The following is a 25,371-nucleotide window of genomic DNA, read 5'->3' as shown; positions in this document are numbered from 1 at the left end:
CACTTCGACGACAGTCCGCTCACCTGAACGACAATCTGCTCGCATCATCGACAGGCGCTCACCTCCGGAGGTGAGCGCCTGTCGTCGAAGTGAGCAGTTACGGCCGGATGAGGCGCCCCATGACGTGGTCGTGCTCGACGACGCCGTTCATGTTGAAGGTCTTGGTCCCGATCTGGGCGAAGCCCATCTTGCGGTAGTACTTCTGTGCGCGTTCGTTCTCGCTGTTGACGCCTAGCCAGACGTAGTGAGCGCCGCGTGTTCGAGCAGTGTCCAACGACGCCTCCATGAGGGCGTGCGACGGACGTGCCTGCCCGCGTGATGCGTGATGGTCGGGGAGCACGTACATCTTGGACACCTCGGTGACGTTCTCCGACTCCAGAGCGTCGCGCCCACACTCGGCAGCCCTGATCGCCTTGATCACGTCGGGATCCGCCGGATTCGCGTGGACGAGCAGTGCGTAGCCTACGACGCCGCCTTCGTCATCGCGTGCGACGAGGACTTCATGGGTGTCATCTGCGATGTAGCACGCGAACTTCGCCTCGCTGAGGTGCGCGGCGATGTGGGCGGTGATGTTCTCCGGCTTCGAATGCGGAGGGCACGCAAGCGGGAAGGTGACGGCGGCGACCGCGGCCACCTCCGCGGCCTCCGTCGGATCGGTGACGGTCTCGATGTTCACCGTCCCATTCTGCCCCAGGTCGTCGTGCGGACGTCCGGGCCTCGCCATGCGCTCACCTGAACTACTGTTCAGCGATTGTTCCGGAAAGTCAGCGGGAGTTGCACGTCACTGAGCGGGTCGTCCTGGGGTCTCTGATGACCGTGGCCGGTCCAGCGGGGACGGCCTGGATCGCGAGAACTTCGACAGCGACGCTACTTTCGACGGAACCAACTGCGTTTCTTATGTTCCGGTTCGGCGACGACGGGTGCTGCCGGCTCCGCGTCGCCGAAAGTGAGTTGCATGACCTCTTTCCCTTCGATGACGACCGACGGCACGTGGTGAGCGACGACTTCGGCGTCGGCGGTGCTGCCGAGCGTGTCGCCGTCGCCGATGACGGGTCCGTTCTGCAGGAGGTAGATGGCGATGTTCGCCAGCCGCGCGAACGTCTCCTCGGCAGTCTCGGGCGATTCCGGGATCTCGATGTCCTTGAGCCCGAGCATGTCCAGACCCATCGTGTGGCCGGTCATCACGCCGTCGGTGCGCGGGGCGACGTTAAGGGCGACCCATGCGGGCAGGATCGGCTCCGGAAGAGTCTCGATGGCCAACTCCCGGAACAGGGACGGCAGGATCACGTGGTCGGCGCTGCCGAAGTACACGGCGATCACGGTGTCGGTGAGGGCGATCGTCGAGGCGATCACCTTCGACAGCAGTACGGCGTCGGCGATCGCGTGCCGATGGTTCGTGTCCTGGCCCGGTCGGAGCACGGTGACGATGGTGTGCGCGTCGTGGGTGCCCGGAACGGGTGCGGTATCGGGCCACAGGCGGCTGTACTGAGCGATCTCCGGCAGGTTGTCGCTTGCGGCTGCGGGAATGCCCATCAGCGCGATCATCGTGTCGCCGTACGACAGGGTGAGTGGTGCATCGTCGCCCTCGGACGGGTCGACGGTCAGGATCGACGCGTCCAGATCCGGGAAGTCGGCGAGCAACTGAGCCCGGAGCCGGGGGCCGTCGACGGCGGGATCGAGACGGTCCTGGAACAACATGGCGAGGCTGGGCACGGCTGCTCGGGTCCTTACGTTCGGTTACACGAGGGGAGTGGCTGTCACGGTACCTGCCGCCTCAGAACACACTGAAGGCCCGTCGAGATTCGACGGGCCTTCAGTGACTGTGCGCGATACAAGGATTGAACTTGTGACCTCTTCCGTGTCAGGGAAGCGCTCTCCCACTGAGCTAATCGCGCGGGATTGTGAAGTTGTACAGCGGTGGGGCAGCTGGAGGTGGCGACGGGAATCGAACCCGTGTGCACGGCTTTGCAGGCCGTTGCCTCACCACTCGGCCACGCCACCAACGCGAGGGCAAAGCCCTCGTTCCGAGCGGATGACGAGATTCGAACTCGCGACCCTCACCTTGGCAAGGTGATGCGCTACCAGCTGCGCCACATCCGCGTGCCGCTGAACTGTTGTTCACCAGCGAGATGAAACTCTAGCGGGTCAACCCTCCGGATTCCAAACCGGGTCGACGAATCGGTCGCTCGTTGTGCCGACCGCCGTCATGCGGGCGGGATGCTTGCGCGTGACGCTGTGAGCCATTCGTCGAGGTCTTCGGACTCTTCCCAGAGTTCGTACAGTTCAGACGTGTCACCGTCCGCGAGTACTCGTCCCATCCAGTCGCGCAGACGTCCGAACTGCTCGTCGGTGAGGCTCGCCGCGAATGCGACGGCGTCCACATCGGCCGGGCCGCCAGACCCGTCGCCACGACCGATCGTGACCAGCGCGCCCATCGCGATGGCGATCTGTCCGCCGTCGACCTCGATGTACTCGTCGTCGAATGCCCACGCCTGTGACTCGAAATCGAATGACGCATCACTGATCTCAACCAGCAGATCGGCGGCCGCGTCGTTCTCGAACGGTCCTGCTCCCCATGTGCCCATGGATCAAGAAGCTACCGCAGGTGTGGAAACGACAAAGTCCCGGTCGCGCGGGCGACCGGGACTTGTCTCTGAGCGGATGACGAGATTCGAACTCGCGACCCTCACCTTGGCAAGGTGATGCGCTACCAGCTGCGCCACATCCGCGTGTGCCAGGAATCCTGGCCAATGAAATAACCCCTGTCAACAGGGGCTATTCATCTGGTGCGCGATACAAGGATTGAACTTGTGACCTCTTCCGTGTCAGGGAAGCGCTCTCCCACTGAGCTAATCGCGCGGGACTTGTGAAGTTGTCAGGCGTGGAGGTGGCGACGGGAATCGAACCCGTGTGCACGGCTTTGCAGGCCGTTGCCTCACCACTCGGCCACGCCACCATCGCAAGAGGCAAGCTCTTGTTCCGAGCGGATGACGAGATTCGAACTCGCGACCCTCACCTTGGCAAGGTGATGCGCTACCAGCTGCGCCACATCCGCATGTACCGGCGAGTTTGCCTTTTGGGCGCCGCTCACCAGCGACATGAACACTATAGGTCTCGTGCTGCGATGACAAATCGCGAGGTCAGGGTCTTACATCGATGTGTTTTCGCAGGTGGCGCGTCATTGTTGCGTGTATGACGCGTGAACGAGGGGCCATCGACAGGGGGATGGGGCCTGGCTCGGGGGTGAGTTGGCGTCGCTCGACGTGAGTGTGTAATCTCATTCCTCGTGCGAACCGCTGCAACGCGGAACGCAATATCTGGTCCCGTGGCTCAGTGGAAGAGCGTCCCGTTCACACCGGGAAGGTCGCTGGTTCGATCCCAGCCGGGACCACAACGAAAAGACCCGCAGGAAACTGCGGGTCTTTTCTGCATCCAGGGGAGGGGATGGGGTTGCGTACGGCACTTCTTGTGGCGAGGTGGGCCGCTCTGCTGGTCGTCACTACAGGCTTCGTGTCTGCGGCGGCAGCGTTTCAGCCGAAGGCGGCTGATCACGATCAGTTCGCTCGCGACGTGGATCGTGGAGCCGTCGACATCGTGCTCATCGACAGTGCGGAGTCGGACGCGCTGATCTCGGCCGTCACGTGGTCGACAGGTCCCTTTCACTGGCGGACGGGCCCTGCGGCCGCAGTTTCTGTCGAGGTCGGTGAGTTCAAGCAGCGAATGCACGACAAGGGTGTTGAGGTCGACATCGCGCGCGATGCCCCGAAGTTGATCAGCTGGCCTTCTCGTGCGCCCGGGTGGGTGGTCAGTGTGCTTGCTCTGGTCTGGCTCGTGACGTTCCTGGCGATGGTCTCGTCGACTCCTCGATGGGCGAACCGCTGGGCTTGGTTCTGGATGTTCTTCGTGGGCCAGATCGGGGTTCTGATCTATCTTCTCGTCGAGCCTGAGCCGCTGTGGCGACGCGCAGCCGGCCCCGGAGAGGTCGAGATGTCGCCCGTTGAGGACGATTTGCCAGAGCTGGTGCCCGACTCCCGAATCCGTGGCGGAATGGGCTTTATCTTCGCGGGGGCCATGGGCATCGCGGCTGGTCTACTTGCTGGCGCTGTCAGTTGGGTGCTGAATCATGTGTTGTCCTGACCGATCGGATGCTTCGAACCACTTGGTTGATTGAGGACTAACCGCCAGGCTGATCGGGACATGAATCGAGTCTTGCATCGCATAGTGTCCCTTGGTGGTAGACGGCGCGATAGTTCGAGTCGTGTTTTCGCCACAGTGTCGATCGGCGTGACGTTCGGCCGCCGAATGTCAGCCGATATGTGACCAGGTGAAGAAGTGGTCCGACGTGTTGAACTGACAATTCGTCGATCTGCCAAGCAGTATCGTCTGGATCAAGGCCACGGGCGTACCGCTGCGCAATAGTCTCGATCACGAATTCTCGGTCGTAGACGGCGCCGGATGCCCCGACTTCGACGAAGTCGGCTTCCAGGAGTGCGTCAACATCAGAACGGTCGGCCCCGGGCGGGTGTCGGTGGGAGATTGGCTCGAGCGCTGTGAGTGCCGCGATTGTAGAGCGATCCTTCATGGCGTCAGCCTAAGTGCCATCGGCTGCGCAAAGGCGTCGGTCGGGTCCTTCTCGCGGATCGTCGGTGTATCCGCGTTGCGCTAGGCGAGGTCTTTTATGTGGGAGCTCTGCCGCGACGCGGACCGTAGGACAGGTCCACAGCCGCCGCTCTGACATGCTCGGGTAGACGTACGGGTCAACTCGCTGAATGAGCTGACGTCGATGTTCCGAGTTCGCAGCACAGGTGTTTCCTGACGTATCCGCATCGCAACGACGAAACCCCGCCCGAATCCGTGGATTCGGGCGGGGTTTCTATGTCAGCGGGGAGGTTGCGTTACTCGCTGCTGCCGGGAAGCGAGCTGCCGCCCTCGGACGAGCCTCCGCCGAGCATGCCGAGGAGCTGGCCGATGATCTGGGTGGGCAGTTCTGCCATGGTGTCTTCCTAACGCTATGTGGGAGGGATTCTGTCGTGCGGGGCGCTTGTGTGGTGCTCAGCTCGACGTCTCCAAGAGTGCCGGACGGCGGCGTCGAATGTGACCGGTGGCACAGTTCCGGTGATGCGGTGGTCGAGTGGCCGCAGACGGCGAATCCGACCTTCACGAAAACGGCCCCACGATCCGCGAGTGTGATGTGAGCCACAGCCTGCGACGATGAGGCCGATGTCGTTCGATCAGTTGAATCGACGGGCAACGTCAAAACTGTGCCGTCAGGCGGGTGCCAAGTACTGGTAGACGGTGCATTCGCCCACTGGGTAGCTGGATTGGAACACTGCGCCGTGAGTCCGCTCGTGTGCTTTTCCCAGGGCTAGATCGCTGGTTGTCATCAGCAGGTCCATTCCGGCAGCCTGTGCGGCGGCGCGGGGCGCCAGACCCAGTGCGGCCGGAATGCCAGTCCGGCGCGCAGTCGGGGCGACGACGCCGAGCACGATCAGCACGTGGTCGCCCGGAAGCTGATGGTCGAGCGTCGCGTCGGCGAGGATCTTGAGCCGCTCCACGATGTCCTGGCGACGAGGCAGGAGCGAGGTCGACGACGCGACGACCGACGCGGGCAATTCTGGTGGGGGCCCGTCTGGGGCCGACCATGCGACGATCCCGAGGAGTCGACCGTCGGCGTCGAAGGCTCCTTCGACGCGACCGAGCGCGATGTGCGGTCCGATGAACACCGATGCCAGCCAGTCGACCATGGCCGGCTCAACGAGATACTCCCCGAGAATCCAGCTGTACAGCGGGATCTCGGGGAGCATCGCCCCGACCAGGTCGACGGCAGCGGGAAGCTCGTCGTCGACCAACGGGCGGATCGTCACATCGGCGTCAACGCTCACGCGCCGATCTTCCGGGCCATCTGCGGCCACGACTTGTGCAGCTGGTCCTGCCAGTACTTCCAGGAGTGCGTGCCGGTGGCCGGACGGTCGACGGTCGCGGGAATCCGCAGCGACGCGAGCTTGGCCGCGAGGTCCTCGGTGCAGATCCGCGTCGCGGCTTCGATGCCGCCGCCGAGTGCGATCTGATCGGCGAGGACGGCGGGCTTGGGCACGTAACGAGTGGTGTCGTACTTGCCGGGCAGTCCGGTCGCCGCGCTCAGATAGATCGAGAGTCCACGCAGGCCTGCCGCGTGCACGATCGGGTCGTTCTTGAGCCAGCCCGGTCCACGCAGCGGGCCCCACATGTTCTTCACGTCACCGCCGCCGCGGGACTCGACGACCAGCCGGATGTACAGCTTGCCCATCTCCGACGACGTGCTCGCACAACCGCTGTACGCGGACACCGCCTTGTAGAGACCCTTGTGGGCGATCGCGAGATTCAGGACGGAGGTCGCCGACGACGAGATGCCCGCGATCGCGTTCTTGCCGTTGGTCGAGTACGCCGAATTGATGACGCCGGGCAGTTCTTTGCCGAGGAACGTCGACCACTTGTTGACGCCGAGGACGGGGTCGGGCTTGATCCAGTCGGTGTAGTACGAGAAGGCGCCCTTGTTCGGGATCACTACGTAGACGTTCTTGTGGGCGAAGAACTTCACGACGTCCGACTTGTTCAGCCAGTTGGCCGAGTCCTCGCCGCCGCCTGCTCCGTTGAGGAGATAGAGGACGCCTGCAGGCTTGGACTTGTTCTTGGGGGACAACACGGTCATCGGGATGTCGCGGTTCATCGACGGCGAGTGGACGACGATGTCGGACACCTGCGACGTGTACTTGTACGTCGAGACGATGCCGGCTTTCGGGGCAGCCGTGGCCGGAGGCGCGATTGTGGCTCCGGTGGTGAGAAGGGCTGCGGCAATGGTCGCTGTGAAGGCTGTGCGGAGGGAGATCTTCACGGTCGTGCGGCTCCTGTTGTGAAACCGGCCCCGTCGGCGAGAACGCCGACGGGGCCGAAACTGATTGTCGAGGCTGGACGAAGGGTAACCCGATTCGTCAGGAGCCGAAGGTGGGTCCGTTGTTATTGGTGTTTCCGGTTCCACCGTCCTGGCCGTTGCCTGTCGATCCGATGCCTGCCGACGAACCGGTGAACGAGCCGATCTCGATGAGATGAGTGAGGCCGCTGAGGTCGATGGTTGCCATGAGATTCCCTGCTTTCGTTCGGGCGAAGTGGCCGGGCGGCGGTCGGGGCGAACGCTGCCGGTGTGCTCACGGTCACACAAAAGTGGGACAGATCACGTTCGTATTGCGACCGTGTGGCGATTCTCTATTGACGACGCGGCCCGACTGGGTGAAAGACCGCTCTGAACTGCAGGAATGCGCCATTCTGACGATGTAGTCCGAACGGATGAACTTCGTGAGCGCCCTGGCGTTCACTGGATCAGGGAGGCGGCCGTTGGGCCGATTCGTGCCGTTCGCCCGGCATGAACTCACTCCGCGTAGATACGTGCGAACTCGCCGCCCGCAGCAAGCAGATCCTGCGCCGTCCCCTGCTCGACGATGCGGCCGCCGGCGAGTACGGCCACTTCGTCGGCAGCCGCGAGCGTCGACATGCGGTGCGTGACGATGAGAGTGGTCGTGCGGTGCCGAAGCGACTCGAGCCCACGTTGGATGAGCAGTTCCGATCGTGGATCGGCCGCACTGGTCGCCTCGTCCAAGATGAGGATGTCCGGCTGCGCGGCCAAGGCTCGTGCGACGGTGATGAGCTGCTTCTCGCCCGCGCTGAGGGTTTCGACATCACCTGACACCTCGGTCGCTGCGCCGCTCGGCAACGCCGCCAACAACGTGTGAACGGTGGGATCGGCGGTCTCCACGCCGTGCGCCGCGCCGAGGTCGATGTTCTCGCCTGCGGTGCCGGTGAAGAGCCATGGATCCTGCGTCACGACGGCCATCAACGACCGCACCTCCGACCGAGTCAAGTCGGTGATGTCCGTCCCATCGACGGTGATCCGCCCTCCTGTGGGATCGGCGAATCGTTGCACGAGGGCGGTGAGCGTCGTCTTTCCCGATCCCGTCGCGCCGACCAGCGCCGTCGTCGTACCGGGTTCGACGACGAGGTCGACTCCGTTGAGGACCGGTGGGCCGTCGGAGTATGCGAATGAGACGTCCTCGAACACGATCCGCGGCGGTGTGCGGTGACGGCCGTGTCGTGGGGTCACCGGGTCGTCGTCGACGGCGGGTGCGATCTCCTCTTTCCGGGCGAGGAACTCGCGGACACGGCCCACCGACACCAGTCCGGACTGCAGCGTCGGCAGGGTTCCGGTCAGTTCGGACAACGCACTGGACAGTTGCTGCGTGTACAGGACCACGGCCTGCAGCACACCGAGGGTCACCGCGCCGTCGAGCATCTTGAACGCGCCGAGCACGGCGACGGTGACGAATGCGAGGGCGTTGCACAACGTCAGGACCGGCCCGAGGGCGCCGCTCCACGTCTGACCCGTTCGTGTCGCGTGAGCCAGTTCGGAGTTCACCGCGGTGAACTGGCGCTCCGTCGTACGGTGGGCGTCGTACGCGGAGAGCATGTCGCGGGCGGCGTACACGTCCTCCGCGTGAGCCGTCAGAGACGACTGCGCGGCCCACTGCCTCTTCACGTGGGGACGCGCGAATCGCAGAATCAATGCGACGGCGACCGCGGAGATCGGGACGGTCAGGAACGCGATCATCGCGAAGAACCCGGACACCCAGATCAGCGCCGCCGACACCCCGACGATCGTCAGCAACACGACCGGGAGTTGGACGAACACCGGACCGATCAGGGTCGCCACATTGTCGACGTCGACGGTGACGGCGTTGAGTACCTCGCCCCGACGTCCGCCTTCCAGAGCAGTCACCGGCATGCGGTGGAGTTTGCTCTCCACCCGTCGCCGAAGTCTCCGGATCGCCCGTTGAACGGCGGCATTGAGAATCAGGCCGCCGCCGATGCGAGCGCCTGCCGCCAGGACGAAAGCGGCAAGTGTCACGGCCGTGTATGTCCACAGCAGCGACCAGTCGATCCCGACTCCGGGCGTGGCACCGATCGCCGAGACGATATTGGCCTGACGGTCGTCACCGGCTTCCCGAAGGGCTTCGACCATCTGGTCGTGGGTCGCACCTTCGTCCAGGTTCGCGCCGAGAGCACCCGCGAAGATGATGTTGGTGACCTGGGCGAGGAGCCAGGGGACCGCCACCGTCAGCAGAGCGGACACGATCGCGAGGGCCAACGCCCAGGTGAGGCTACGACCCGCGCCGAGGAAACGTCGGACTTCGCCCAGAGCCCGGAATATCTTCATCGGGCCCGCACCGGGGCTTGTGCGTCTGCGATCTCGCGGTACACGCTGCATCGTTCCAGCAGGTCACGGTGCGAACCCTTGTCGACGACGCGTCCCAGCTCGAGCACGGCGATCAGGTCGGCAGTGCGCACCGAATGAATCTGCTGAGCGGCAATGAGGAATGTGGTGCGAGGCAGATGGGCCCGAACCGACGTGAACACCTGCGATGCGGTGGACCGGTCCATCGCGGAGAACGCGTCGTCGAGAACCATCACCCGGGGCCTGTGCAGGAGTGCACGGGCGATCGCGAGACGTTGCCGTTGGCCTCCAGAGAAGTTCGATCCGCCCTGGGACACGGCCGCGTCGAGGCCGCCGCGATCGGCGACGGTGTCGGCCATCTTGGTCACCCGCAGTGCTTTCCACACCAGGTCGTCAGTCGCGTCGTCGTAGGCGAGGCGCAGATTGGACGCGACGGTTCCGGCGATCAGCGCATGACGCTGGCCGACGTAGGCGACTTCTGATCGCACCGCGGTCAACGGCCAGTCGGCGATCGGACGGTCGCCGAGGGTCACTTCGCCTGCGGACGAGTCCAGGAGGCGCGGTACGAGGGACAAGAGCGTCGACTTTCCGCTCGACGTTCCCCCGATCACCGCTGTCACGCCGCCGGGGACGCATCGCAGGGTCACATCGGACAGTGTGAGTTGCTCGGCGCCGGCATACCGCACGTCGACCGAACGGAAGTCGACATCCAGCACACCGCGCGGTCGATCCGGAATGTCCGTCGGTCCAGGATCCGGGACGTCTTCGTCGAGGACCTCGCGGAGGCGGATGGCACTCGCCTCGGCGCGGGGGAGGACCGCGGCCAGCGCCACGAACAGCGACACTCCGCTCACGATCTGCATCAGGTAACCGGAGAACGCGGTGAGCCCGCCGATGGTGAGGTCGTCCGATTCGATGAGGTCCGCACCGATGACGTTCGTGGCGACCACCGCGATGTTGGCGATCAGCAACACCGAGGGCAGCAGCAGGACCTGCAACGCCCCGACGCGCCGCGCGAGGACGGTCAGTTCGGTGTTCGCGATTCCGAACCTGTCAGACGCCGTGTGCTCCCGGCGGAACGTTCTCAGGATGCGAGTGCCGGTCAACTGCTCACGCAGCACTCGGTTCACCGCGTCCACCGCGCGCTGCAGCCGGCCCGCCAGGGGCGTCACCCGTGCCACGTACAGCCCGACGACCACTCCGAGGAGAATCGCCGTCACGACGATCACCGGCGCGAGCTGCACCGATTGGCGCAAGGACAGGATCACCGCGCCGACGGTCACGATCGGCGCGGACATCGCGACGCTGGTGAACGCGAAGACCGTGCGCCCGACGACTCCGGTGTCGGCGGAGGTCCGTGTGAGCATCGACGCGGTACCGAGTTCGTGGTAGTCGGCGGTCGACAGTTCCCCCGCGCGCCGATATACGGCCAGCCGCAGATCCGCGGAGATCCCGGCGGCGATCGCCGAGCCGCACGCGACCGCCGCCATCGAGGCGACGAGGCCGATCAGAACGACGCCGATCATCAACGCGCCCATGCGCTGAACGTAGTCGACGTCGCCCGCGATCACACCCGCGTCGACGATCCGCGCGTTGAACGCAGGTTGCGCGAGCCCCGCTGCCATCGCCACCAGTTGTGCGACGAGAACTCCCGCGGTCAGGGCTTTGCGACTCGAGATGGCGGGAACGGCGAGCGAGACGATAGCCCATGTCCGCCGCCGCTCGGCCCGTCTGCCTGTCACACGCCCATATTGCACGGCGGCCGCCGCGGGCGTGGGCGGACCGGTGGGTTTGGCGCAGCAGCACGCGTCGTGCACCGACATCGAGGGAGGTCGGACGTATCATCTCCGAGTGACCAGACCCGCGCCGATACGTTCGGTGAGAACCATCATGCTCGCGATCGCCGCCGTCGGAGCTGTTTTGGTCGTGTGTTGGCACATTTGGGTGGTGCCGTTCACGGATCCGGTCTACGGGTTGTTCAACATGGGCATCGACACCCGCGTGTACCGCGGTGGCGCGATCGCCGTGTGGGACGGGCTGCCCCTGTACGCGAAGCCGGTCTACGAGGTCTGGGAGTTCACGTACCCGCCGTTCGCGGCGCTTGTCATGGTGCCGCTGGCCGGACTGCCGATCCACACAGCGAAGTTCCTGTGGAACGTCGGCAGCGTCATCAGTCTGCTGCTCCTCATCGGGTTGTCGCTGCGCGCGCTCCGATTCCGATTCGACGCGAGGTTCGTCGCCTTCACCGTGCTCGTCGCCGTCTTCGCGACAAGCCTGGAACCGGTCCACACCACACTCTGGAACGGTCAGATCAACCTGGTCCTCGCGCTTTTTGTGGTCGCCGACCTCGCGTTGCGGAATCACCGGCTGCAGGGCCTCGGAGTAGGACTCGCGGCGGGCATCAAACTGACGCCGCTGTTCTTCGTCGCCCACCTGGTGACCGTGCGCAAGTTTCGCGCCGCGATCGTCGCGGTGGCGGTGTTCGTCGGGACCGTGCTGATCGGCATCGCAGTCCTCGGACGTGAGGCGATCGACTTCTGGACCGGGGACATCTCCGACACCAAGCGCATCGGATCCATGGCGGCCCCCGCGAACCAGTCGTTCAACGGCTTCTTCGCCCGACTCGGCACGATGGATTTGGCGCATCCACCTACGTGGTTGTGGGTTCCGGTCGGGCTTGTCGTCGGACTGTTGTCGCTGTGGGCCGCGTACTGCGCCTACCAGGCGGGAGGCAGGCTTCTCGCGGTGGCGATCACCGGTATGGCGTCGTGTGCCGTGTCGCCGTTCTCGTGGGGTCACCACTGGGTGTGGATCCTTCCGCTGCTGCTCGTCGCATTCGTCCACGCCTACGAACAGACCCGGAGGGAAGATCCCCGCACCTGGCTGTGGTGGCTCGCGCCCGCCTCGATCGTCACGCTGACCTTCACCTATTGGCAGGCGATGCCGCTTCCGGTCCCGGGCCACCCTGGCAAGGTGTTCCACGGGATGGCGTTCGGTTCGTTCCGCGGATTCGGCTCGGTGGACGGTCCCGCGTGGCAGGTGCCGTTCCAGCTGATCGGAAGCGGGGCGTACTTGATCGTGTTGTTGGGCACGATCGCGGTCACGCTGTGGTGGACGCGTCGCGTGGAACCGATACGATCAGCGCAGCGCCTCGTCGAATCGGACGACGCGCTGCCCAGCTGAGAATCGAGGAGTCACCCCGTGTCCGACAATGTCGCGTCCGCCGAAAGACCTGTTTCGAGCGCAGTCGAGAAGGTTCGTCTGCCCGAGATCGTGCGGGTTCCGGCGGGCACTACCGCGGGCGCAGCGATGCGAGACGCGGAGCTCCCCGACGGCGTCGAACTGCCGAACAAGGGGCCGCAGGCGGTCGTGGTGGTCCGGGAGGCGGACGGCACGCTTCGCGACCTGTCGTGGGCGCCGGCTGCCGACACGCTCGTCGAGCCGGTCACGGCCGACTCCGAAGACGGACGCGCGGTGATCCGTCACTCGTGCGCCCATGTTCTTGCACAGGCGGTGCAGGAGCTCAACCCGAAGGCGAACCTCGGAATCGGACCGCCGGTCACCGACGGCTTCTACTACGACTTCCAGGTGGACGACCCGTTCACCCCCGAGGACCTCAAGGCCCTCGAGAAGCAGATGAAGAAGATCATCAAGTCGGGCCAGAAGTTCTCCCGTCGCGTGTACGAGTCGAAGGACGCCGCGCGCGCCGAACTGGCGAACGAGCCGTTCAAGCTCGAGCTGATCGACGACAAGGGCGCCGCGGACGACGCCGAGGTGATGGAGGTCGGCGGCGGCGAACTGACCGCATACGACAACCTCAACCCGCGCACCGGCGAGAAGGTGTGGGGCGACCTGTGCCGTGGCCCGCACGTGCCGACCACGAAGTACATCGCGGCGTTCACCCTGACCCGCAGCTCCGCCGCGTACTGGCGAGGCGACCAGAGCCTGGCCGACCTGCAGCGCGTGTACGGCACTGCGTGGGAGTCGACCGAGGCGATGGACCTGTACCTCGATCGTCTCGCCGAAGCGGAGAAGCGTGATCACCGTCGACTCGGCAGCGAGCTCGACCTGTTCAGCTTCCCCGACGAGCTCGGATCGGGCCTTCCGGTGTTCCATCCCAAGGGCGGCATCATCCGCCGGGAGATGGAGGACTATTCCCGCGAGCAGCACGCGGCCGCCGGGTACGAGTTCGTCAACACCCCGCACGTCACCAAGAGCAACCTCTTCGAGGTGTCCGGTCACCTCGATTGGTATGCCGAGGGCATGTTCCCGCCCATGCAGCTCGACGCGGAGTACAACGAGGACGGAACGGTCCGCAAACCCGGCCAGGACTACTACGTCAAGCCGATGAACTGCCCGATGCACAACCTGATCTACGCGTCCCGTGGACGTTCGTACCGCGAACTGCCGCTGCGCCTGTTCGAGTTCGGTTCGGTGTACCGCTACGAGAAGTCCGGCGTGGTCCACGGCCTGACCCGTGCCCGCGGCTTCACGCAGGACGACGCTCACATCTTCTGCACGCAGGAACAGATCGTCGAGGAGCTCACGACGACCCTCAACTTCGTGCTGCAGCTCCTCAAGGACTACGGGCTCGACGACTTCTACCTCGAACTGTCCACCAAGGACCCGGTGAAGTTCGTCGGTTCGGACGAAGTCTGGGAAGAGGCCACCGAGACACTCCGCCAGGTCGGGGAGGCGTCGGGTCTCGAGCTCGTGCCCGACCCGGAGGGTGCGGCGTTCTACGGTCCGAAGATCTCGGTGCAGGCCAAGGACGCTCTCGGCCGCACGTGGCAGATGTCGACGATCCAGCTCGACTTCAACCTGCCCGAGCGTTTCGACCTCGAATACACCGCCTCAGACGGCACCAAGAAGCGACCGGTGATGATCCACCGTGCGCTGTTCGGCTCCATCGAACGCTTCTTCGGTGTGCTGACCGAGCACTACGCGGGAGCGTTCCCGGTGTGGCTGTCGCCGGTCCAGGTGATGGGCATCCCGGTCGCCGAGGCGTTCGCGCCGCATCTGCAGGGTGTGGTCAATCGCCTCAAGTCGCGTCGTGTGCGCGCCGAGGTCGACCTGTCCGACGACCGGATGCAGAAGAAGATCCGCAATCACACCACTGCCAAAGTGCCGTTCATGCTGCTCGCGGGTGAGCGCGACGTCGAAGCGGGCGCGGTCAGCTTCCGATTCCGGGACGGCACCCAGGTCAACGGTGTCGCTGTCGACGACGCCGTGGTCGCCATCGACGAGTGGGAGGAGTCGCGTCGCAACGACTCGCCGACCGCGGAGTCGATGACCGCACTCCTCGAACTGGTCCGGAAGCGTCGATGACGTCGGCCGATCGCGATCCAGGCACCGGCGCGATGCGCGGGGGACTGGAACGTCTGTGGACGCCGCATCGGATGAGCTACATCACCGCGGCGGCCCCCAAGGTGGCCTCCGACGGTGGTGAGCTGTCCGGGCACCCGTTCTTGGACATCCCGCGGATGACCGACGAGGACGGCCTGATCATCGCGCGTGGCGAATCGGTGTACGCGGTGCTGAACCTGTACCCGTACAACCCGGGTCACACGATGGTCGTGCCGTACCGGCAAGTGGCCGACCTCGAGGACCTCACCGTTCCCGAGTCGCGGGAGCTGATGGCGTTCACGCAGCATGTGATCCGCACGATCAAGGCCGTGTCGAGTCCCGACGCGTTCAACGTCGGCCTGAACCTCGGGTCCGCCGCGGGCGGATCGCTGTCGGAGCACCTGCATCAGCACGTCGTGCCGCGGTGGTCGGGCGACGCCAACTTCATCACGGTGGTCGGCGACACGAAGGTGATGCCGCAACTGCTCGCGGACACCCGCGACCTGTTGGCGACCAAGTGGATCGAACTCGGGGGACCTGCCAGTGCTTAGCATTCTGGGCCGCGCGTCGGTGTCGAAGGTGACGCTGCCGATCGGCCGGGCGCTCATCAAGACCGGGCTCACCCCGGACATCATGACGATTGCCGGAACCGTCGTGACGGTCGGCGCATCGATCGCCCTGTTCTCGCAGGGGCACCTGTTCGCGGGCGCACTGGTCACGTGGGCTTTTGTCATGTTCGACATGCTCGACGGTGCGATGGCGCGGGCGCGTGGTGGAGGCACACGGTTCGGATCGGTGCTGGACGCGACATGCGACCGCATCGCCGACGGCGCGATCTTCGGCGGACTCGCGTGGTGGGCGGCATTTCACGAACCGCACCGCCTGCTGCTCATCGCGACGCTGATCTGCCTGGTCACCTCGCAGGTGATCTCGTACGCGAAAGCGCGCGCGGAGGCTGCCGGTCTCAACGGCGACGGTGGCCTCATCGAACGTCCGGACCGGCTGATCATCGTCCTCGTCGGCGCCGGCTTGACCCAGTTCCCCGGTCTGCAGTGGTCGTGGTCGATTCACATCGCGATGTGGGTGCTCGCCGTCCTCAGCGTGATCACCGTGGGACAGCGCATGTGGTCCATTTACTGTTCGCCCGGCGCTCGCGATCTGATTCCGTCCGCCGCGCCTGCAGCCGACGCCACGGACGAGGTCTGAGCGCGTGCTGGGCGGACTGAGCTCGATCGTCGCCGACCTGGGTTACCGGGCAGGCTGGGCCGCGGTGAAGTATGCACCCGAGACAGTGGCGCGCACCGCGTTCGACGCCGTCGGCACCCTCGCGGGCAAACGGAACGGCGGACCGGAGCAGCTTCGCAAGAATCTCGCCCGGGTGATCGGGACGACACCCGACAACGTTCCCGACTCGCTTGTGGAGGAGTCGATGCGCTCGTACGCCAGGTACTGGCGGGAGGCGTTCCGGCTGCCGACGACCGACCCCGCCGACATCGTGGCGAGCGTGGAGATGTCCGAGCACGATCGGACCGTGCTCGACGAAGTTCTCGGCACCGGGCGCGGTGTTGTGATGGCGTTGCCGCATTCGGGGAACTGGGATGTGGCCGGAGTGTGGCTCGTCGACCATTTCGGCCAGTTCTCGACCGTCGCGGAGCGACTCGAACCGGAGTCGTTGTTCGACCAGTTCGTCGAATACCGCGAATCCCTCGGATTCGAGGTGTTCCCCCTGACCGGCGGTGAGCAGCCGCCGTTCCCGATCCTGGCCGATCGCCTGCGAGCTGGGGGAGTGGTGTGTTTGATGGCCGACCGCGATCTCACCTCGCACGGTGTGCCGGTCACCCTGTTCGGTGAACGCACCCGCATCCCGGCCGGATCAGCGAAGCTCGCCATCGAGACCGGCGCGACGTTGCTCGCCGTGCATCACAGTTACACCGGGCCGACGACGTCGCGTCTGCGCTGCGGCACCGTCATCAGCACCGAGGGCGGGATCGCGCCGACCGCGCAGCGCCTTGCGGACGCCTTCACGCGCGACATCGCGACGGCGCCCGCCGACTGGCACATGCTGCAACCGCTGTGGGAGGCGGACTGGTCTGCGGCCCGCCGTGAACGGCTCGGTCTGGACTCGGACCGGTGAAGATCGGCATGATCTGCCCGTACTCGTTCGACGTGCCGGGCGGTGTACAGGCGCACGTCGTCGAGTTGGCCGAGGTGTTCATCGGGCGCGGGCACGACGTGAGAGTTCTGGCTCCGGCCGGTCCTGATGTGGAGTTGCCGCCGTACGTCGACTCCGCCGGTCCAGCACTCGGGATCCCGTACAACGGTTCGGTGTCGCGGGTGTCGTTCTCGCCCAAGATGTTCCACGTCTTGCGGAGGTGGATCGACAGCAATGAGTTCGACGTCCTTCACCTGCACGAGCCGAATGCGCCGAGTCTGTCGATGCTGTCGTTGATGGTCGCGACCGGACCGATCGTCACAACGTTCCACACGGCCACCACCAAGTCGATGTGGTTGTCGGTGTTCGACTCGGTGCTCCGGCAGTTCCGCGAACGCATCCGCGGAAAGATCGCCGTCTCGGAACTGGCGCGGCGCTGGCAGATGGAATCCCTCGGCAACGACGCGGTGGAGATCCCCAACGGTGTCGACGTCGGTTCGTTCCGCCGGGTCGAACCACTTGAGGGATACCCGCGCGCCGGCCGCACGGTCATGTTCCTTGGACGGTACGACGAACCCCGCAAGGGCATCGACATCCTGATGCGAGCACTTCCGACGATCGTTGACGAGTTCCCCGACGTCACCGTGCTCGTCGTCGGCGGCGGAAATGAACGTGCGCTCGTCAAACGCGCGGGAGACCTCGCGAAACACCTGACCTTCCTCGGGATGGTCGACGACGAGACCAAAGCGCGCGCGTTGCGAAGCGCCGACGTCTACGTGGCGCCGAACCTCGGCGGTGAGAGTTTCGGCATCGTCCTCGTCGAAGCCATGGCGGCGGGTGCGGCGGTTGTGGCGAGTGATCTGGTGGCGTTCGCGCGGGTGCTCGACCACGGCGACGCAGGCTGTCTGGTCACGACGGGGTCGCCGACGGCGCTCGCCGCGCAGATCAACGATCTCCTGCGCGACGACGATCTCCGCGCAGGCTACGTGGCGCGAGGGCACCTGCGTGCCGAGCAGTACGACTGGTCGAAGGTGGCCGACCAGATCCAACGTGTGTACGACACGGTGACCTATGGTGCGGGTCCCGTCGTCGTATCGGATTGAGCGGGGGAGTCATGGTCGGTTCGATCATCGCGTGGGCCGGCTCGGCGGTCGGAATCGTCGTCGTGCTGTGCGTCATCTGGTTCGCCGTGTTGAGCTCCACTCGGGCGACAAGGATCAGGCTCCTGTCCGAGCGCGTCACACTGGCACGCGGTGCGCTGATCGCCGCTCTCGATCGGCGAGTGGATGTGGCACATCGGATCGCCGTCGCAGGCGGTTCGGAGACGACGACTCTGCGAGCCGCAGTCGACATCCCTCACGGGTCCGATCCCGTCGAACGCGAGTCCGCAGAGAACCGCTTGTCCTCGGCGCTCGCGCTCACCGACCTGCCCGGCGAAGCATCGTCGCTGGTAGGGGAGCTGTCGGACGCTCAGACCCGGGTCACGATGGCTCGTCGCTTCTACAACGACGCGGTGCGCGACACCAGGGCGCTTCGAGGACGCCGAATGGTCCGGTGGCTGCGGCTCGGCGGGGGAGGGCCGATGCCCGCCTATTTCGAGATCGCCGAAGGCGTCGGCAGGGTCACCGACCCGGCGTAGAGCACATCACCCCTGATCGGGTTTACTGTTGTGGTCCTTTCTCATCAGACATTCAGGAGCACCGAAGTGACCACCGATCCTCAGAACGCCCCGGCAACCGGTACCGCACGCGTCAAGCGCGGCATGGCCGAGATGCTGAAGGGCGGCGTGATCATGGACGTGGTGACGCCGGAGCAGGCGAAGATCGCCGAAGACGCAGGCGCCGTCGCAGTCATGGCACTCGAGCGGGTTCCCGCCGACATCCGCGCCCAGGGCGGCGTGTCGCGGATGAGCGACCCGGACATGATCGACGGCATCATCGAAGCAGTTTCGATCCCCGTCATGGCGAAGGCCCGCATCGGTCACTTCGTCGAGGCGCAGATCCTGCAGAGCCTCGGAGTCGACTACATCGACGAGTCGGAAGTGCTGACCCCCGCGGACTACACGAATCACATCGACAAGTTCGCGTTCACCGTCCCGTTCGTGTGTGGCGCCACCAATCTCGGTGAGGCGCTCCGCCGCATCAACGAGGGCGCCGCCATGATCCGTTCGAAGGGCGAGGCCGGCACCGGTGACGTCTCGAACGCCACCACCCACATGCGCCAGATCCGCCAGGAGATCCGTCGCCTGACGTCGCTGCCCGAAGACGAGCTCTATGTCGCCGCCAAGGAACTGCAGGCGCCGTACGACCTGGTCGTCGAGGTCGCCAAGGCAGGCAAGCTCCCGGTCACGCTGTTCACCGCAGGCGGCATCGCCACTCCGGCCGACGCCGCGATGATGATGCAGCTCGGCGCCGAAGGCGTGTTCGTCGGCTCCGGCATCTTCAAGTCGGGCAACCCGGCCGAGCGCGCCGCCGCCATCGTCAAGGCGACCACCTTCCACGACGACCCCGACGTCCTCGCCAACGTCTCGCGTGGACTCGGTGAGGCCATGGTCGGCATCAACGTCGACGAGATCCCCGAGCCGCACCGCCTCGCCGAGCGCGGCTGGTGATCGCGAGTCCGGCCTCCGCCGCGGGGCCGGACTGCTGAACGAGGTGCTCGACGACAAACGAGGCATGCATGCATGCCTCGTTTGTCGTCGAATGCCTCGATAGGAGGTCCCGGATCAGTCGCTCGTGAGCGCGTCGGCGTTCACGAGCGGGCGGGTTCCACCGCGCGGAGCGTCGTGTTCGCACGTCGACGGCGAACTATCCAGGAGTGGACTTCTTGGGCTTCCCATAGACGCAGACGGCCGATCTGTCCGACTGCTTTCGGTGCAGATCCTCGGGCGACGTGGGCTTCCCACTGGCGCACCGTGCCACCGAGGTGGTCCGCGCACGCCCCCGCGGTCCACAGTTCGTCCCCGGTGTCGGCGTCGACGATGATGGGGTTCACCGGCCGCTGCCGGTCCTGGAAGGAGCCGCTGGTTCGGATGGCGCCACGATGACGGGTCTCCTCGATGATCGACTGAACTGTTGTCATCTGTTCAATCGACATCAGTCACCATGGTGTTTCGATTAGAAACATGGGATCTCGGTCACACGTCGCGGGCGGGCCGCTCCAGGGGGAGGTGTGCGGTGTCTGGATTCTTCCATCATGGGGTTTCGACCAGTAACATCTACCTCGAATCAGTCGATTGATCAGATGACACTCGATCAACTGACAGCTTTTCTCACAGAGACTCCGTCATCATGCGCATATGCAGACATCCATCCGGTACCGGCTTCGCTGCCGATCGACTCGCTGAAAGCAGGACCCGGTGAACCCGATCATCATCGACACCGACTCCGGCGACGAACTGTGGGTCGCGGGTGCGTGCGCCGACCACGCAGGCGTCAACCTGCGTGAGTGGAATGCTCACGTGTCCCGCGGTCGAGCGCCCGCGCCGGTCGCCCGCATCGGTCACCTTCAGTTGTGGGTGGCCCATGAAGTGCATTCGTGGACGCTGGAGCGCCGGCTGACGGGAACCAACCCGCTCCGCGTGATCAGGCTCGCCGACGACAGGGTCGGACAGGTCTGATGGCGACTGTGAACAGATCGGGGATCGCTTCCGTATGCGCACTCGTGGCCGTTGCCCTCGTCGGGTGCTCGACCAGCGATTCGAGCTCGGACGAGGATCTCCGACTGCCGGTCGGAGCCGGATCGCTTCGAGATCTGTCCGCGGGCGGAATATGTGAGGCTCGCGAGTCCGTGACGATCGGGACCTCCGGCGCGTCGCCGATCATCGCTGGCGACTGCGGCTCGATCACCGTCACCGGCAACAAGGTGTCCGGCAACATCGAGACCGCTGGCTCAGTCGTCGTCAAAGGTGCAGACGTCACCCTGCTCGGCGTCGAGTGGGGGAGCGCGACGGTGTCGGGCGCGGACGTCGGTCTCAACGTCGATCACATCGGAACACTGCGCGCGAGCGGAGGCGGCCTCCACGTGACCAACCGAACGCTCGGCACCGTCACCCTCGACGGGGACGCGGCGACGATCAACACCGACAAGATCGACGACCTGACCGTCGCCGGCGACGGTTCGACCGTCGTCGTGACCGGTCCGATCCTGAAACTCGCGGTTCGGGGCGACGACAACACTCTCAGCTGGGACGGCGGCGCGGAAGCGCCGTCTGCCGGATCGGGCAACACCTACAGCAGGTGATGGCTTCGGCCCGACGACCGGCCGTCTGTGCCGTTTCTCGCAGTGTCATCGAATGACATGGGACCTGTCTCGACTACCCTGTTAAGGACATGCACAGGTACGCCTGTGCAGCGGTCGGCCCGTGCGGCCGATTTTCCGCAGATCTCGATAGTGCGAGGTCCTGGAGAGAGGTGAGCATGGACGACTCCGTCATCTTGCGTGACGAGGCGCAGACCGGGCAAGACGTGGTCGGCGACCTGACGATCGACTGGGCCGTGGTGTGCCACGTCGGCCGAGTGCGCGAGGCCAACGAGGACGCCGCTCTCGCCCAGCCCGGACGCTACCTGGTGGCCGACGGTATGGGCGGCCACGACAGTGGGGAACTCGCCAGTGAAGCGGCCCTGGTCGCACTCAACGAGGTACCGGTCGGCGAGACGTTCGACGTCACCCGGACGGCCGTCGCGGGGCTCCTCGTCAAAGCGCAGGAGAAGATCGGAGAGTTCGGATCGGACACCGGCCGACGTGCGGGGACGACAGCCACCGGCATCGTTCTCGCCCAGGGCGAGGACGGCCCGGCCTGGGTCGCCTTCAACATCGGCGACTCGCGTACGTACTTGTTCTCGCAGTCGGCGCTCACCCAGGTCAGCGTGGATCATTCGCAAGTGCAGGAACTCGTCACAGCCGGGTACCTGACCCCGGAGCAGGCGCGCGTCGACTCGCGGCGCAACGTGATAACCCGAGCGCTGGGCGCAGGTATGGCCGAACCTCTCGCCGACTACTTCGCGTTCTCCGCAGTCCCCGGCGACATCGTCCTCATGTGCTCGGACGGTCTCGACGGGGAACTCGAGGACGCCGCGATCTCATCGATCATCACCGCCGCCGACGGCGATGTCGAGCTGGCCGCCGCATCATTGGTCGAAGCTGCGCTTGAGCATGGCGCGCATGACAACGTCACAGTCGTCGCGGTGACCGTCACTCAGTGACGAACTGGAGTCGATGACGGTGGGGCCAGGGGGTGACAACGCGACGTTCGTCGAGTTCTGCGGCGAACGTTTCCCAGTGGTGCCGAGCCAACCGTTCTACATCGGCCGGGAAGCGACGCTCACCGTCGACGACAACCCGTACCTGCACCGTCGGTTCCTGTTGCTGCACGACGAGAACGGGATGTGGTGGCTCACCAATCTCGGCACTCACCTGACGGCCACCGTCACCGCGGCCGACCTCGGATTCACTGCGACACTCGGCCCGGGCGCGCGGATGCCGCTCGTCTTCGGACGGACCAGCATCGTGTTCAGTGCCGGCCCGACCACCTACGAGGTACAGGTCCAGGCCGGTGCGCCCGCTGTGATCCCGCCTCCGGCGACGTCTCCGGGCAGCGGCGACACCACCCGCGGAGTCCCGAACTTCACCGAGAGTCAAAAGCTGGCCGTCCTGGTGCTCGCCGAAGCGATCCTGCGCCGTGACGGGACGGGCGCCAGCGCACTCCCCAGTTCCGCGCAGGCCGCCGCGCGACTGGGGTGGTCGCTGACCAAGTTCAATCGCAAGCTCGACAATGTGTGCGACAAACTCGACCTCATCGGAGTGGCCGGGATGCGCGCCGGAGGTGGACGGCTGGCGTCCAACCGTCGTCTTCGCCTTGTGGAGTACGCGCTCTCCACCGGACTTGTCGCACGGGAGGATCTCCCGATGCTCGACGCCGAGCACGCGCGCAACCTCACCGGGCGATAGATCCTTGTCGGTGCCATGGGCACTGCGCTGGGGAGTCGCCTGGAAACACTGTTTGACCTGCGATGACACCATGGGTAGTTCTCCCCATCGCGTTCGTGTGGATCCCGCCTTAACGTTCTTCTCAACAGCCGGTCGAACTGCTCGCCACCGGCACCGAGGAAGGGACCACACCATGACCGTCGCCGCGATCCGCACCGCACCCGCACGTCAGACCGCCCGCACCGCGACCGCCTTCAGCTCCGTCTCCGCGCCGGCTCGTTCGGCATCTGCCGAGCAGCGTCGCCGCGAAGCGCTCGCTCGCCTCAGCGCTCGCGTGATGCCGCTGCCCGGCCGCCCGGTGTACGTGGAGACGGCTGCCGTGCGCCGCATGCAGGCCCTCGCTCCGATCGTCGAGCCCGCCGCGCCGGAACTGCCGCGCCCCACTCTGACCGACCGTGAGGTCGAGGTGCTCCGCACGTGGCTGATGGTCGACTCGAAGCCCGCGTGCGGTCAGGAACTGCACATCTCGCTCGGCACCGTGAACACGCACCTCACGCGCATCCGCGCGAAGTACGCCGAGATCGGCCGTCCCGCATCGACTAAAGCGGCGCTCGTCGCCCGCGCCATCCAGGACGACATCATCGACATCGAAGAGCTCTGAGCGGATCCTTCCTGCTCCTTGAGCGGAGTCGAAAGGCTACCGATGCTCGATCATCGGGACGTCGAGAGCGACGGCGGGTACCCCGAAGGCGCCGACGAGCTCGGCGGCATGGGGACGCAGGGTGCCGCACAGCTCGTTGACGCCGCGTCGGATGGCCTTGGCCCGCTCGACGCTCACGTGCCGGTGCATCAGGAACCAGCCGAGATCATCTTCCAGAAGTGAATAGACGAACAGGTCGCGGACTCTCTTCAAGAGAGTCCGCGTCTGCGTGTCCGTGACCTTCCCGATGACGTCGACGACGATCTCCAGGACGATCCGCTCGATGTGGGCGTCGCCGACCTTGATCAGGTGGTCCTGCGTGGAGGTGAACACCTCCTGGGCGTCCGCGTCCTCGTCCTTGGCTCGACGCATCCGGTTCGCGGCGGTGCGCAGCAAGTGATCTTCGCGGTTGCGCAGCAACCGGAGCTGTGTGCCGGGGTGCGAAAGCTCGGAGTTCTCCGGGTCCTCGTCGGAGTCGTCGAGCAGGGTCTGCACCACCTGGCGAGCCGCAGTCTTCTCCAGAGCGATGTCCTTCACCGTCGAGGCGACGAACCGGATCCAGCCCACGGCGTCGAGATCACTCACATCGTCGGCGTACGCCGTGAGCAACTGTTTTGCGACGAGCTGACGGAGGATGAGATTGTCGCCTTCGAACGTGGTGAACACGTCTATGTCACCGCGGAGGCGCGACAGTCGGTTCTCGTCGAGGTAGCCCGCGCCGCCACACGCCTCGCGCGCCTCCGAGATGGCGCGGGACGCGAGTTCGGTGTGCCCGGCCTTGATCGCGGCGGCCTTCACCTCGAGCTTGCGGATCGCATCGGGGTCGACATCGGACGGGTCGGCGGTCTGGAGTTCGTGGAGTTCGGCGACGACCTCGTTCTGCGCGAGCCCGAACGCGTACGCCCGCGCGACGAGGGGGAGCAGTCGACGCTGGTGTGCGCGGTAGTCCATGAGCACCAGTTCGGAGTCTTGGCCGGGTGCGGAGAACTGTCGACGGACCAGCGCGTAATTCACCGCGAGAGCGAGCCCGAGCCTGCCTGCGGCCCCGGCAGCGGCGCCGACGGTCACACGTCCTCGGATCAGCGTCCCGAGCATCGTGAAGAACCGGCGATTGTCCGACTCGATGGGACTCGAGTAGGTGCCGTCGGCGGCGACGTCCGCGTACCTGTTCAACAGATCCTCACGCGGGATGCGCACGCCGTCGAACATGATGCGGCCGTTGTCGACACCGGGCAGGCCGCCCTTGTATCCGCAGTCGGATGTGGTGACGCCGGGCAGATCGGCACCGTCGGCGTCGCGGATCGGAACGACGAAGCAGTGCACTCCGCGACCGGTCGGCTCCTCGCCTGGGCCCGCCGTGATCAGCTGCGCGAACACGGCAGCGTATGCGGCGTGCTCGGCGGCGCCGCCGATGTAGTCTTTGCGTGCACTCGGGGACGGGGAGTCGATGACGAACTCGCCGGTCGCGGCGTCGTAGGTTGCGGTGGTCTCGAGTGCCTGCACATTCGAGCCGTGACCGGTCTCGGTCATCGCGAAGCACCCGACGACGTCGAGGTCGATGAGGCCGCGCACGTACTTCTCGTGGTGACGATCGGTTCCGAGGTTCTCGACGGCACCGCCGAAGAGGCCCCATTGGACTCCGGCCTTCACCATCAGCGACAAGTCGCCGTACCCGAGCGTCTCGATCGCAGTGACGGCTGCACCCACGTCGCCGGAGCCGCCGTGCTCGGGTCGGAATCCGTCGGCGGGGAACCCGAGCGGGACCATCGCCGCCATCTGCTCGAGCATCAACGCGCGGTACTCGTCGAGCGAAACCCCCGATCGAGGGACCAGAGACTCCTCGTCGATGAGGTCACGGACCACGTTCCGGGTGGCCGCCCACCGGCCGTCGAGAACATCACGAAGAGCGGCAGTCAGATCGTTCGAGGTGGGAGCGCTGGCGTCGATGTCGGTCATGGGGCCGACCCTACCGACCCTCGGATCGAT

25 protein-coding genes and 8 tRNA genes are annotated in these 25,371 nt (G+C 65.5%); 15 read left to right on the top strand and 18 right to left on the bottom strand.

Translation table 11 applies throughout. From position 1 onward, the window contains the following. Positions 1-97: 97 nt before the first annotated feature. The 10 genes from WFK36_RS09655 to WFK36_RS09610 all read right to left on the bottom strand — a co-directional run bounded on the left by WFK36_RS09655 (position 98) and on the right by WFK36_RS09610 (position 3,055). Positions 98-724, bottom strand: a complete 627-nt coding sequence (locus tag WFK36_RS09655; RefSeq protein ID WP_336791475.1) for a GNAT family N-acetyltransferase — start codon at positions 722-724, stop codon at positions 98-100. A 143-nt stretch (positions 725-867) separates the two neighbouring features. Beyond that, a complete protein-coding gene (locus tag WFK36_RS09650) occupies positions 868-1,713 on the bottom strand; it encodes a DUF4261 domain-containing protein (RefSeq protein ID WP_336791474.1) in 846 nt (281 codons plus the stop codon). A gap of 110 nt (positions 1,714-1,823) precedes the next feature. Then, positions 1,824-1,895: transfer RNA gene (locus tag WFK36_RS09645), tRNA-Val, on the bottom strand. 32 nt (positions 1,896-1,927) lie between these two features. After that, a tRNA-Cys gene (locus tag WFK36_RS09640) sits at positions 1,928-2,001 on the bottom strand. Positions 2,002-2,027: 26 nt separating this feature from the next. Then, positions 2,028-2,100: transfer RNA gene (locus WFK36_RS09635), tRNA-Gly, on the bottom strand. 104 nt (positions 2,101-2,204) lie between these two features. Beyond that, the gene (locus tag WFK36_RS09630) at positions 2,205-2,585 is read right to left on the bottom strand and encodes a DUF4259 domain-containing protein (protein ID WP_336791473.1); all 381 of its coding nucleotides are present in this window, start codon (positions 2,583-2,585) and stop codon (positions 2,205-2,207) included. Between the two features lie 71 nt (positions 2,586-2,656). After that, positions 2,657-2,729 (bottom strand) — tRNA-Gly (locus WFK36_RS09625). A gap of 55 nt (positions 2,730-2,784) precedes the next feature. Next, a tRNA-Val gene (locus tag WFK36_RS09620) sits at positions 2,785-2,859 on the bottom strand. A gap of 23 nt (positions 2,860-2,882) precedes the next feature. Then, positions 2,883-2,956: transfer RNA gene (locus WFK36_RS09615), tRNA-Cys, on the bottom strand. Between the two features lie 26 nt (positions 2,957-2,982). Further along, positions 2,983-3,055, bottom strand: a tRNA-Gly gene (locus tag WFK36_RS09610). Positions 3,056-3,319: 264 nt separating this feature from the next. Between WFK36_RS09610 and WFK36_RS09605 the strand changes: the two genes are divergently transcribed. Together WFK36_RS09605 and WFK36_RS09600 are read left to right on the top strand one after the other, a co-directional pair. Further along, positions 3,320-3,391 (top strand) — tRNA-Val (locus WFK36_RS09605). Positions 3,392-3,444: 53 nt separating this feature from the next. Beyond that, positions 3,445-4,137 carry a hypothetical protein gene (locus WFK36_RS09600; protein ID WP_336791472.1) on the top strand — a complete coding sequence of 231 codons (693 nt, stop codon included), beginning with the start codon at positions 3,445-3,447 and terminating at the stop codon, positions 4,135-4,137. Positions 4,138-4,174: 37 nt separating this feature from the next. Here the strand turns inward: WFK36_RS09600 and WFK36_RS22755 are convergent, their stop codons facing one another. From WFK36_RS22755 to WFK36_RS09575, 6 genes are all read right to left on the bottom strand, one after another. Beyond that, positions 4,175-4,582, bottom strand: a complete 408-nt coding sequence (locus WFK36_RS22755) for a nuclear transport factor 2 family protein (RefSeq protein WP_419717479.1) — start codon at positions 4,580-4,582, stop codon at positions 4,175-4,177. A 685-nt stretch (positions 4,583-5,267) separates the two neighbouring features. Continuing rightward, positions 5,268-5,882 carry a hypothetical protein gene (locus WFK36_RS09595; RefSeq protein WP_336791471.1) on the bottom strand — a complete coding sequence of 205 codons (615 nt, stop codon included), beginning with the start codon at positions 5,880-5,882 and terminating at the stop codon, positions 5,268-5,270. Continuing rightward, positions 5,879-6,871: an alpha/beta hydrolase gene (locus tag WFK36_RS09590; RefSeq protein ID WP_419717478.1), complete on the bottom strand. Its 993-nt coding sequence runs from the start codon at positions 6,869-6,871 to the stop codon at positions 5,879-5,881. The genes WFK36_RS09595 and WFK36_RS09590 overlap by 4 nt, the downstream gene beginning before the upstream one ends. 97 nt (positions 6,872-6,968) lie before the next feature. After that, positions 6,969-7,115, bottom strand: a complete 147-nt coding sequence (locus WFK36_RS09585; protein ID WP_336791470.1) for a hypothetical protein — start codon at positions 7,113-7,115, stop codon at positions 6,969-6,971. Between the two features lie 287 nt (positions 7,116-7,402). Next, a complete protein-coding gene (locus tag WFK36_RS09580; RefSeq protein WP_336791469.1) occupies positions 7,403-9,241 on the bottom strand; it encodes an ABC transporter ATP-binding protein in 1,839 nt (612 codons plus the stop codon). Then, positions 9,238-11,001 (bottom strand): ABC transporter ATP-binding protein, encoded by a 1,764-nt coding sequence (locus WFK36_RS09575; RefSeq protein ID WP_336791468.1) that lies wholly within the window; start codon positions 10,999-11,001, stop codon positions 9,238-9,240. Before WFK36_RS09575 ends, WFK36_RS09580 begins: the two co-directional genes overlap by 4 nt. Before the next feature lie 109 nt (positions 11,002-11,110). Here WFK36_RS09575 and WFK36_RS09570 point away from each other — a divergent pair, with 109 nt between their 5' ends. The 8 genes from WFK36_RS09570 (at position 11,111) to pdxS (ending at position 19,368) form a co-directional block, all read left to right on the top strand. Next, positions 11,111-12,442 carry a glycosyltransferase 87 family protein gene (locus WFK36_RS09570; RefSeq protein ID WP_336791467.1) on the top strand — a complete coding sequence of 444 codons (1,332 nt, stop codon included), beginning with the start codon at positions 11,111-11,113 and terminating at the stop codon, positions 12,440-12,442. Between the two features lie 126 nt (positions 12,443-12,568). Beyond that, on the top strand, positions 12,569-14,587 hold the full coding sequence (gene thrS, locus WFK36_RS09565; RefSeq protein WP_336791925.1) for a threonine--tRNA ligase: 2,019 nt from the start codon (positions 12,569-12,571) through the stop codon (positions 14,585-14,587). After that, the gene (locus WFK36_RS09560) at positions 14,584-15,156 is read left to right on the top strand and encodes an ATP adenylyltransferase (protein ID WP_008378067.1); all 573 of its coding nucleotides are present in this window, start codon (positions 14,584-14,586) and stop codon (positions 15,154-15,156) included. The genes thrS and WFK36_RS09560 overlap by 4 nt, the downstream gene beginning before the upstream one ends. Then, positions 15,149-15,811, top strand: coding sequence for a phosphatidylinositol phosphate synthase (gene pgsA / locus WFK36_RS09555; RefSeq protein WP_008378066.1), 663 nt, complete (start codon positions 15,149-15,151; stop codon positions 15,809-15,811). Before WFK36_RS09560 ends, pgsA begins: the two co-directional genes overlap by 8 nt. Before the next feature lie 7 nt (positions 15,812-15,818). Further along, positions 15,819-16,739, top strand: a complete 921-nt coding sequence (locus tag WFK36_RS09550; protein ID WP_336791923.1) for a phosphatidylinositol mannoside acyltransferase — start codon at positions 15,819-15,821, stop codon at positions 16,737-16,739. Beyond that, on the top strand, positions 16,736-17,860 hold the full coding sequence (locus tag WFK36_RS09545) for a glycosyltransferase family 4 protein (protein ID WP_336791466.1): 1,125 nt from the start codon (positions 16,736-16,738) through the stop codon (positions 17,858-17,860). Before WFK36_RS09550 ends, WFK36_RS09545 begins: the two co-directional genes overlap by 4 nt. A gap of 11 nt (positions 17,861-17,871) precedes the next feature. Beyond that, positions 17,872-18,396: a LemA family protein gene (locus WFK36_RS09540; protein WP_336791465.1), complete on the top strand. Its 525-nt coding sequence runs from the start codon at positions 17,872-17,874 to the stop codon at positions 18,394-18,396. A gap of 66 nt (positions 18,397-18,462) precedes the next feature. Continuing rightward, positions 18,463-19,368: a pyridoxal 5'-phosphate synthase lyase subunit PdxS gene (gene pdxS, locus WFK36_RS09535; RefSeq protein WP_008378058.1), complete on the top strand. Its 906-nt coding sequence runs from the start codon at positions 18,463-18,465 to the stop codon at positions 19,366-19,368. 140 nt (positions 19,369-19,508) lie between these two features. On the opposite strand, the gene WFK36_RS09530 is transcribed toward pdxS, so the two are convergent. Continuing rightward, complete coding sequence (locus tag WFK36_RS09530; RefSeq protein WP_336791464.1) at positions 19,509-19,853, bottom strand: hypothetical protein; 345 nt, start codon at positions 19,851-19,853, stop codon at positions 19,509-19,511. Positions 19,854-20,115: 262 nt separating this feature from the next. On the opposite strand from WFK36_RS09530, the gene WFK36_RS09525 reads away from it, so the two are divergent. From WFK36_RS09525 to WFK36_RS09505, 5 genes are all read left to right on the top strand, one after another. Beyond that, positions 20,116-20,376, top strand: a complete 261-nt coding sequence (locus tag WFK36_RS09525; RefSeq protein ID WP_336791463.1) for a hypothetical protein — start codon at positions 20,116-20,118, stop codon at positions 20,374-20,376. Continuing rightward, on the top strand, positions 20,376-20,999 hold the full coding sequence (locus WFK36_RS09520) for a hypothetical protein (RefSeq protein WP_336791462.1): 624 nt from the start codon (positions 20,376-20,378) through the stop codon (positions 20,997-20,999). Before WFK36_RS09525 ends, WFK36_RS09520 begins: the two co-directional genes overlap by 1 nt. Before the next feature lie 176 nt (positions 21,000-21,175). Beyond that, on the top strand, positions 21,176-21,961 hold the full coding sequence (locus tag WFK36_RS09515) for a PP2C family protein-serine/threonine phosphatase (protein WP_336791461.1): 786 nt from the start codon (positions 21,176-21,178) through the stop codon (positions 21,959-21,961). A 13-nt stretch (positions 21,962-21,974) separates the two neighbouring features. Beyond that, positions 21,975-22,706, top strand: coding sequence for a hypothetical protein (locus tag WFK36_RS09510; RefSeq protein WP_008378047.1), 732 nt, complete (start codon positions 21,975-21,977; stop codon positions 22,704-22,706). 172 nt (positions 22,707-22,878) lie between these two features. After that, a complete protein-coding gene (locus WFK36_RS09505) occupies positions 22,879-23,346 on the top strand; it encodes a helix-turn-helix transcriptional regulator (RefSeq protein WP_008378045.1) in 468 nt (155 codons plus the stop codon). 36 nt (positions 23,347-23,382) lie between these two features. On the opposite strand, the gene WFK36_RS09500 is transcribed toward WFK36_RS09505, so the two are convergent. Then, positions 23,383-25,341, bottom strand: coding sequence for an acyl-CoA dehydrogenase family protein (locus WFK36_RS09500; protein WP_336791460.1), 1,959 nt, complete (start codon positions 25,339-25,341; stop codon positions 23,383-23,385). Positions 25,342-25,371: the final 30 nt, after the last annotated feature.

Origin of the sequence: Gordonia malaquae (genome assembly GCF_037148075.1) — a bacterium.
Classification (GTDB): domain Bacteria; phylum Actinomycetota; class Actinomycetes; order Mycobacteriales; family Mycobacteriaceae; genus Gordonia; species Gordonia malaquae.
The sequence above is the reverse complement of the archived record's forward strand: the minus strand, read 5'-3'. Positions and strand labels throughout refer to the sequence as shown.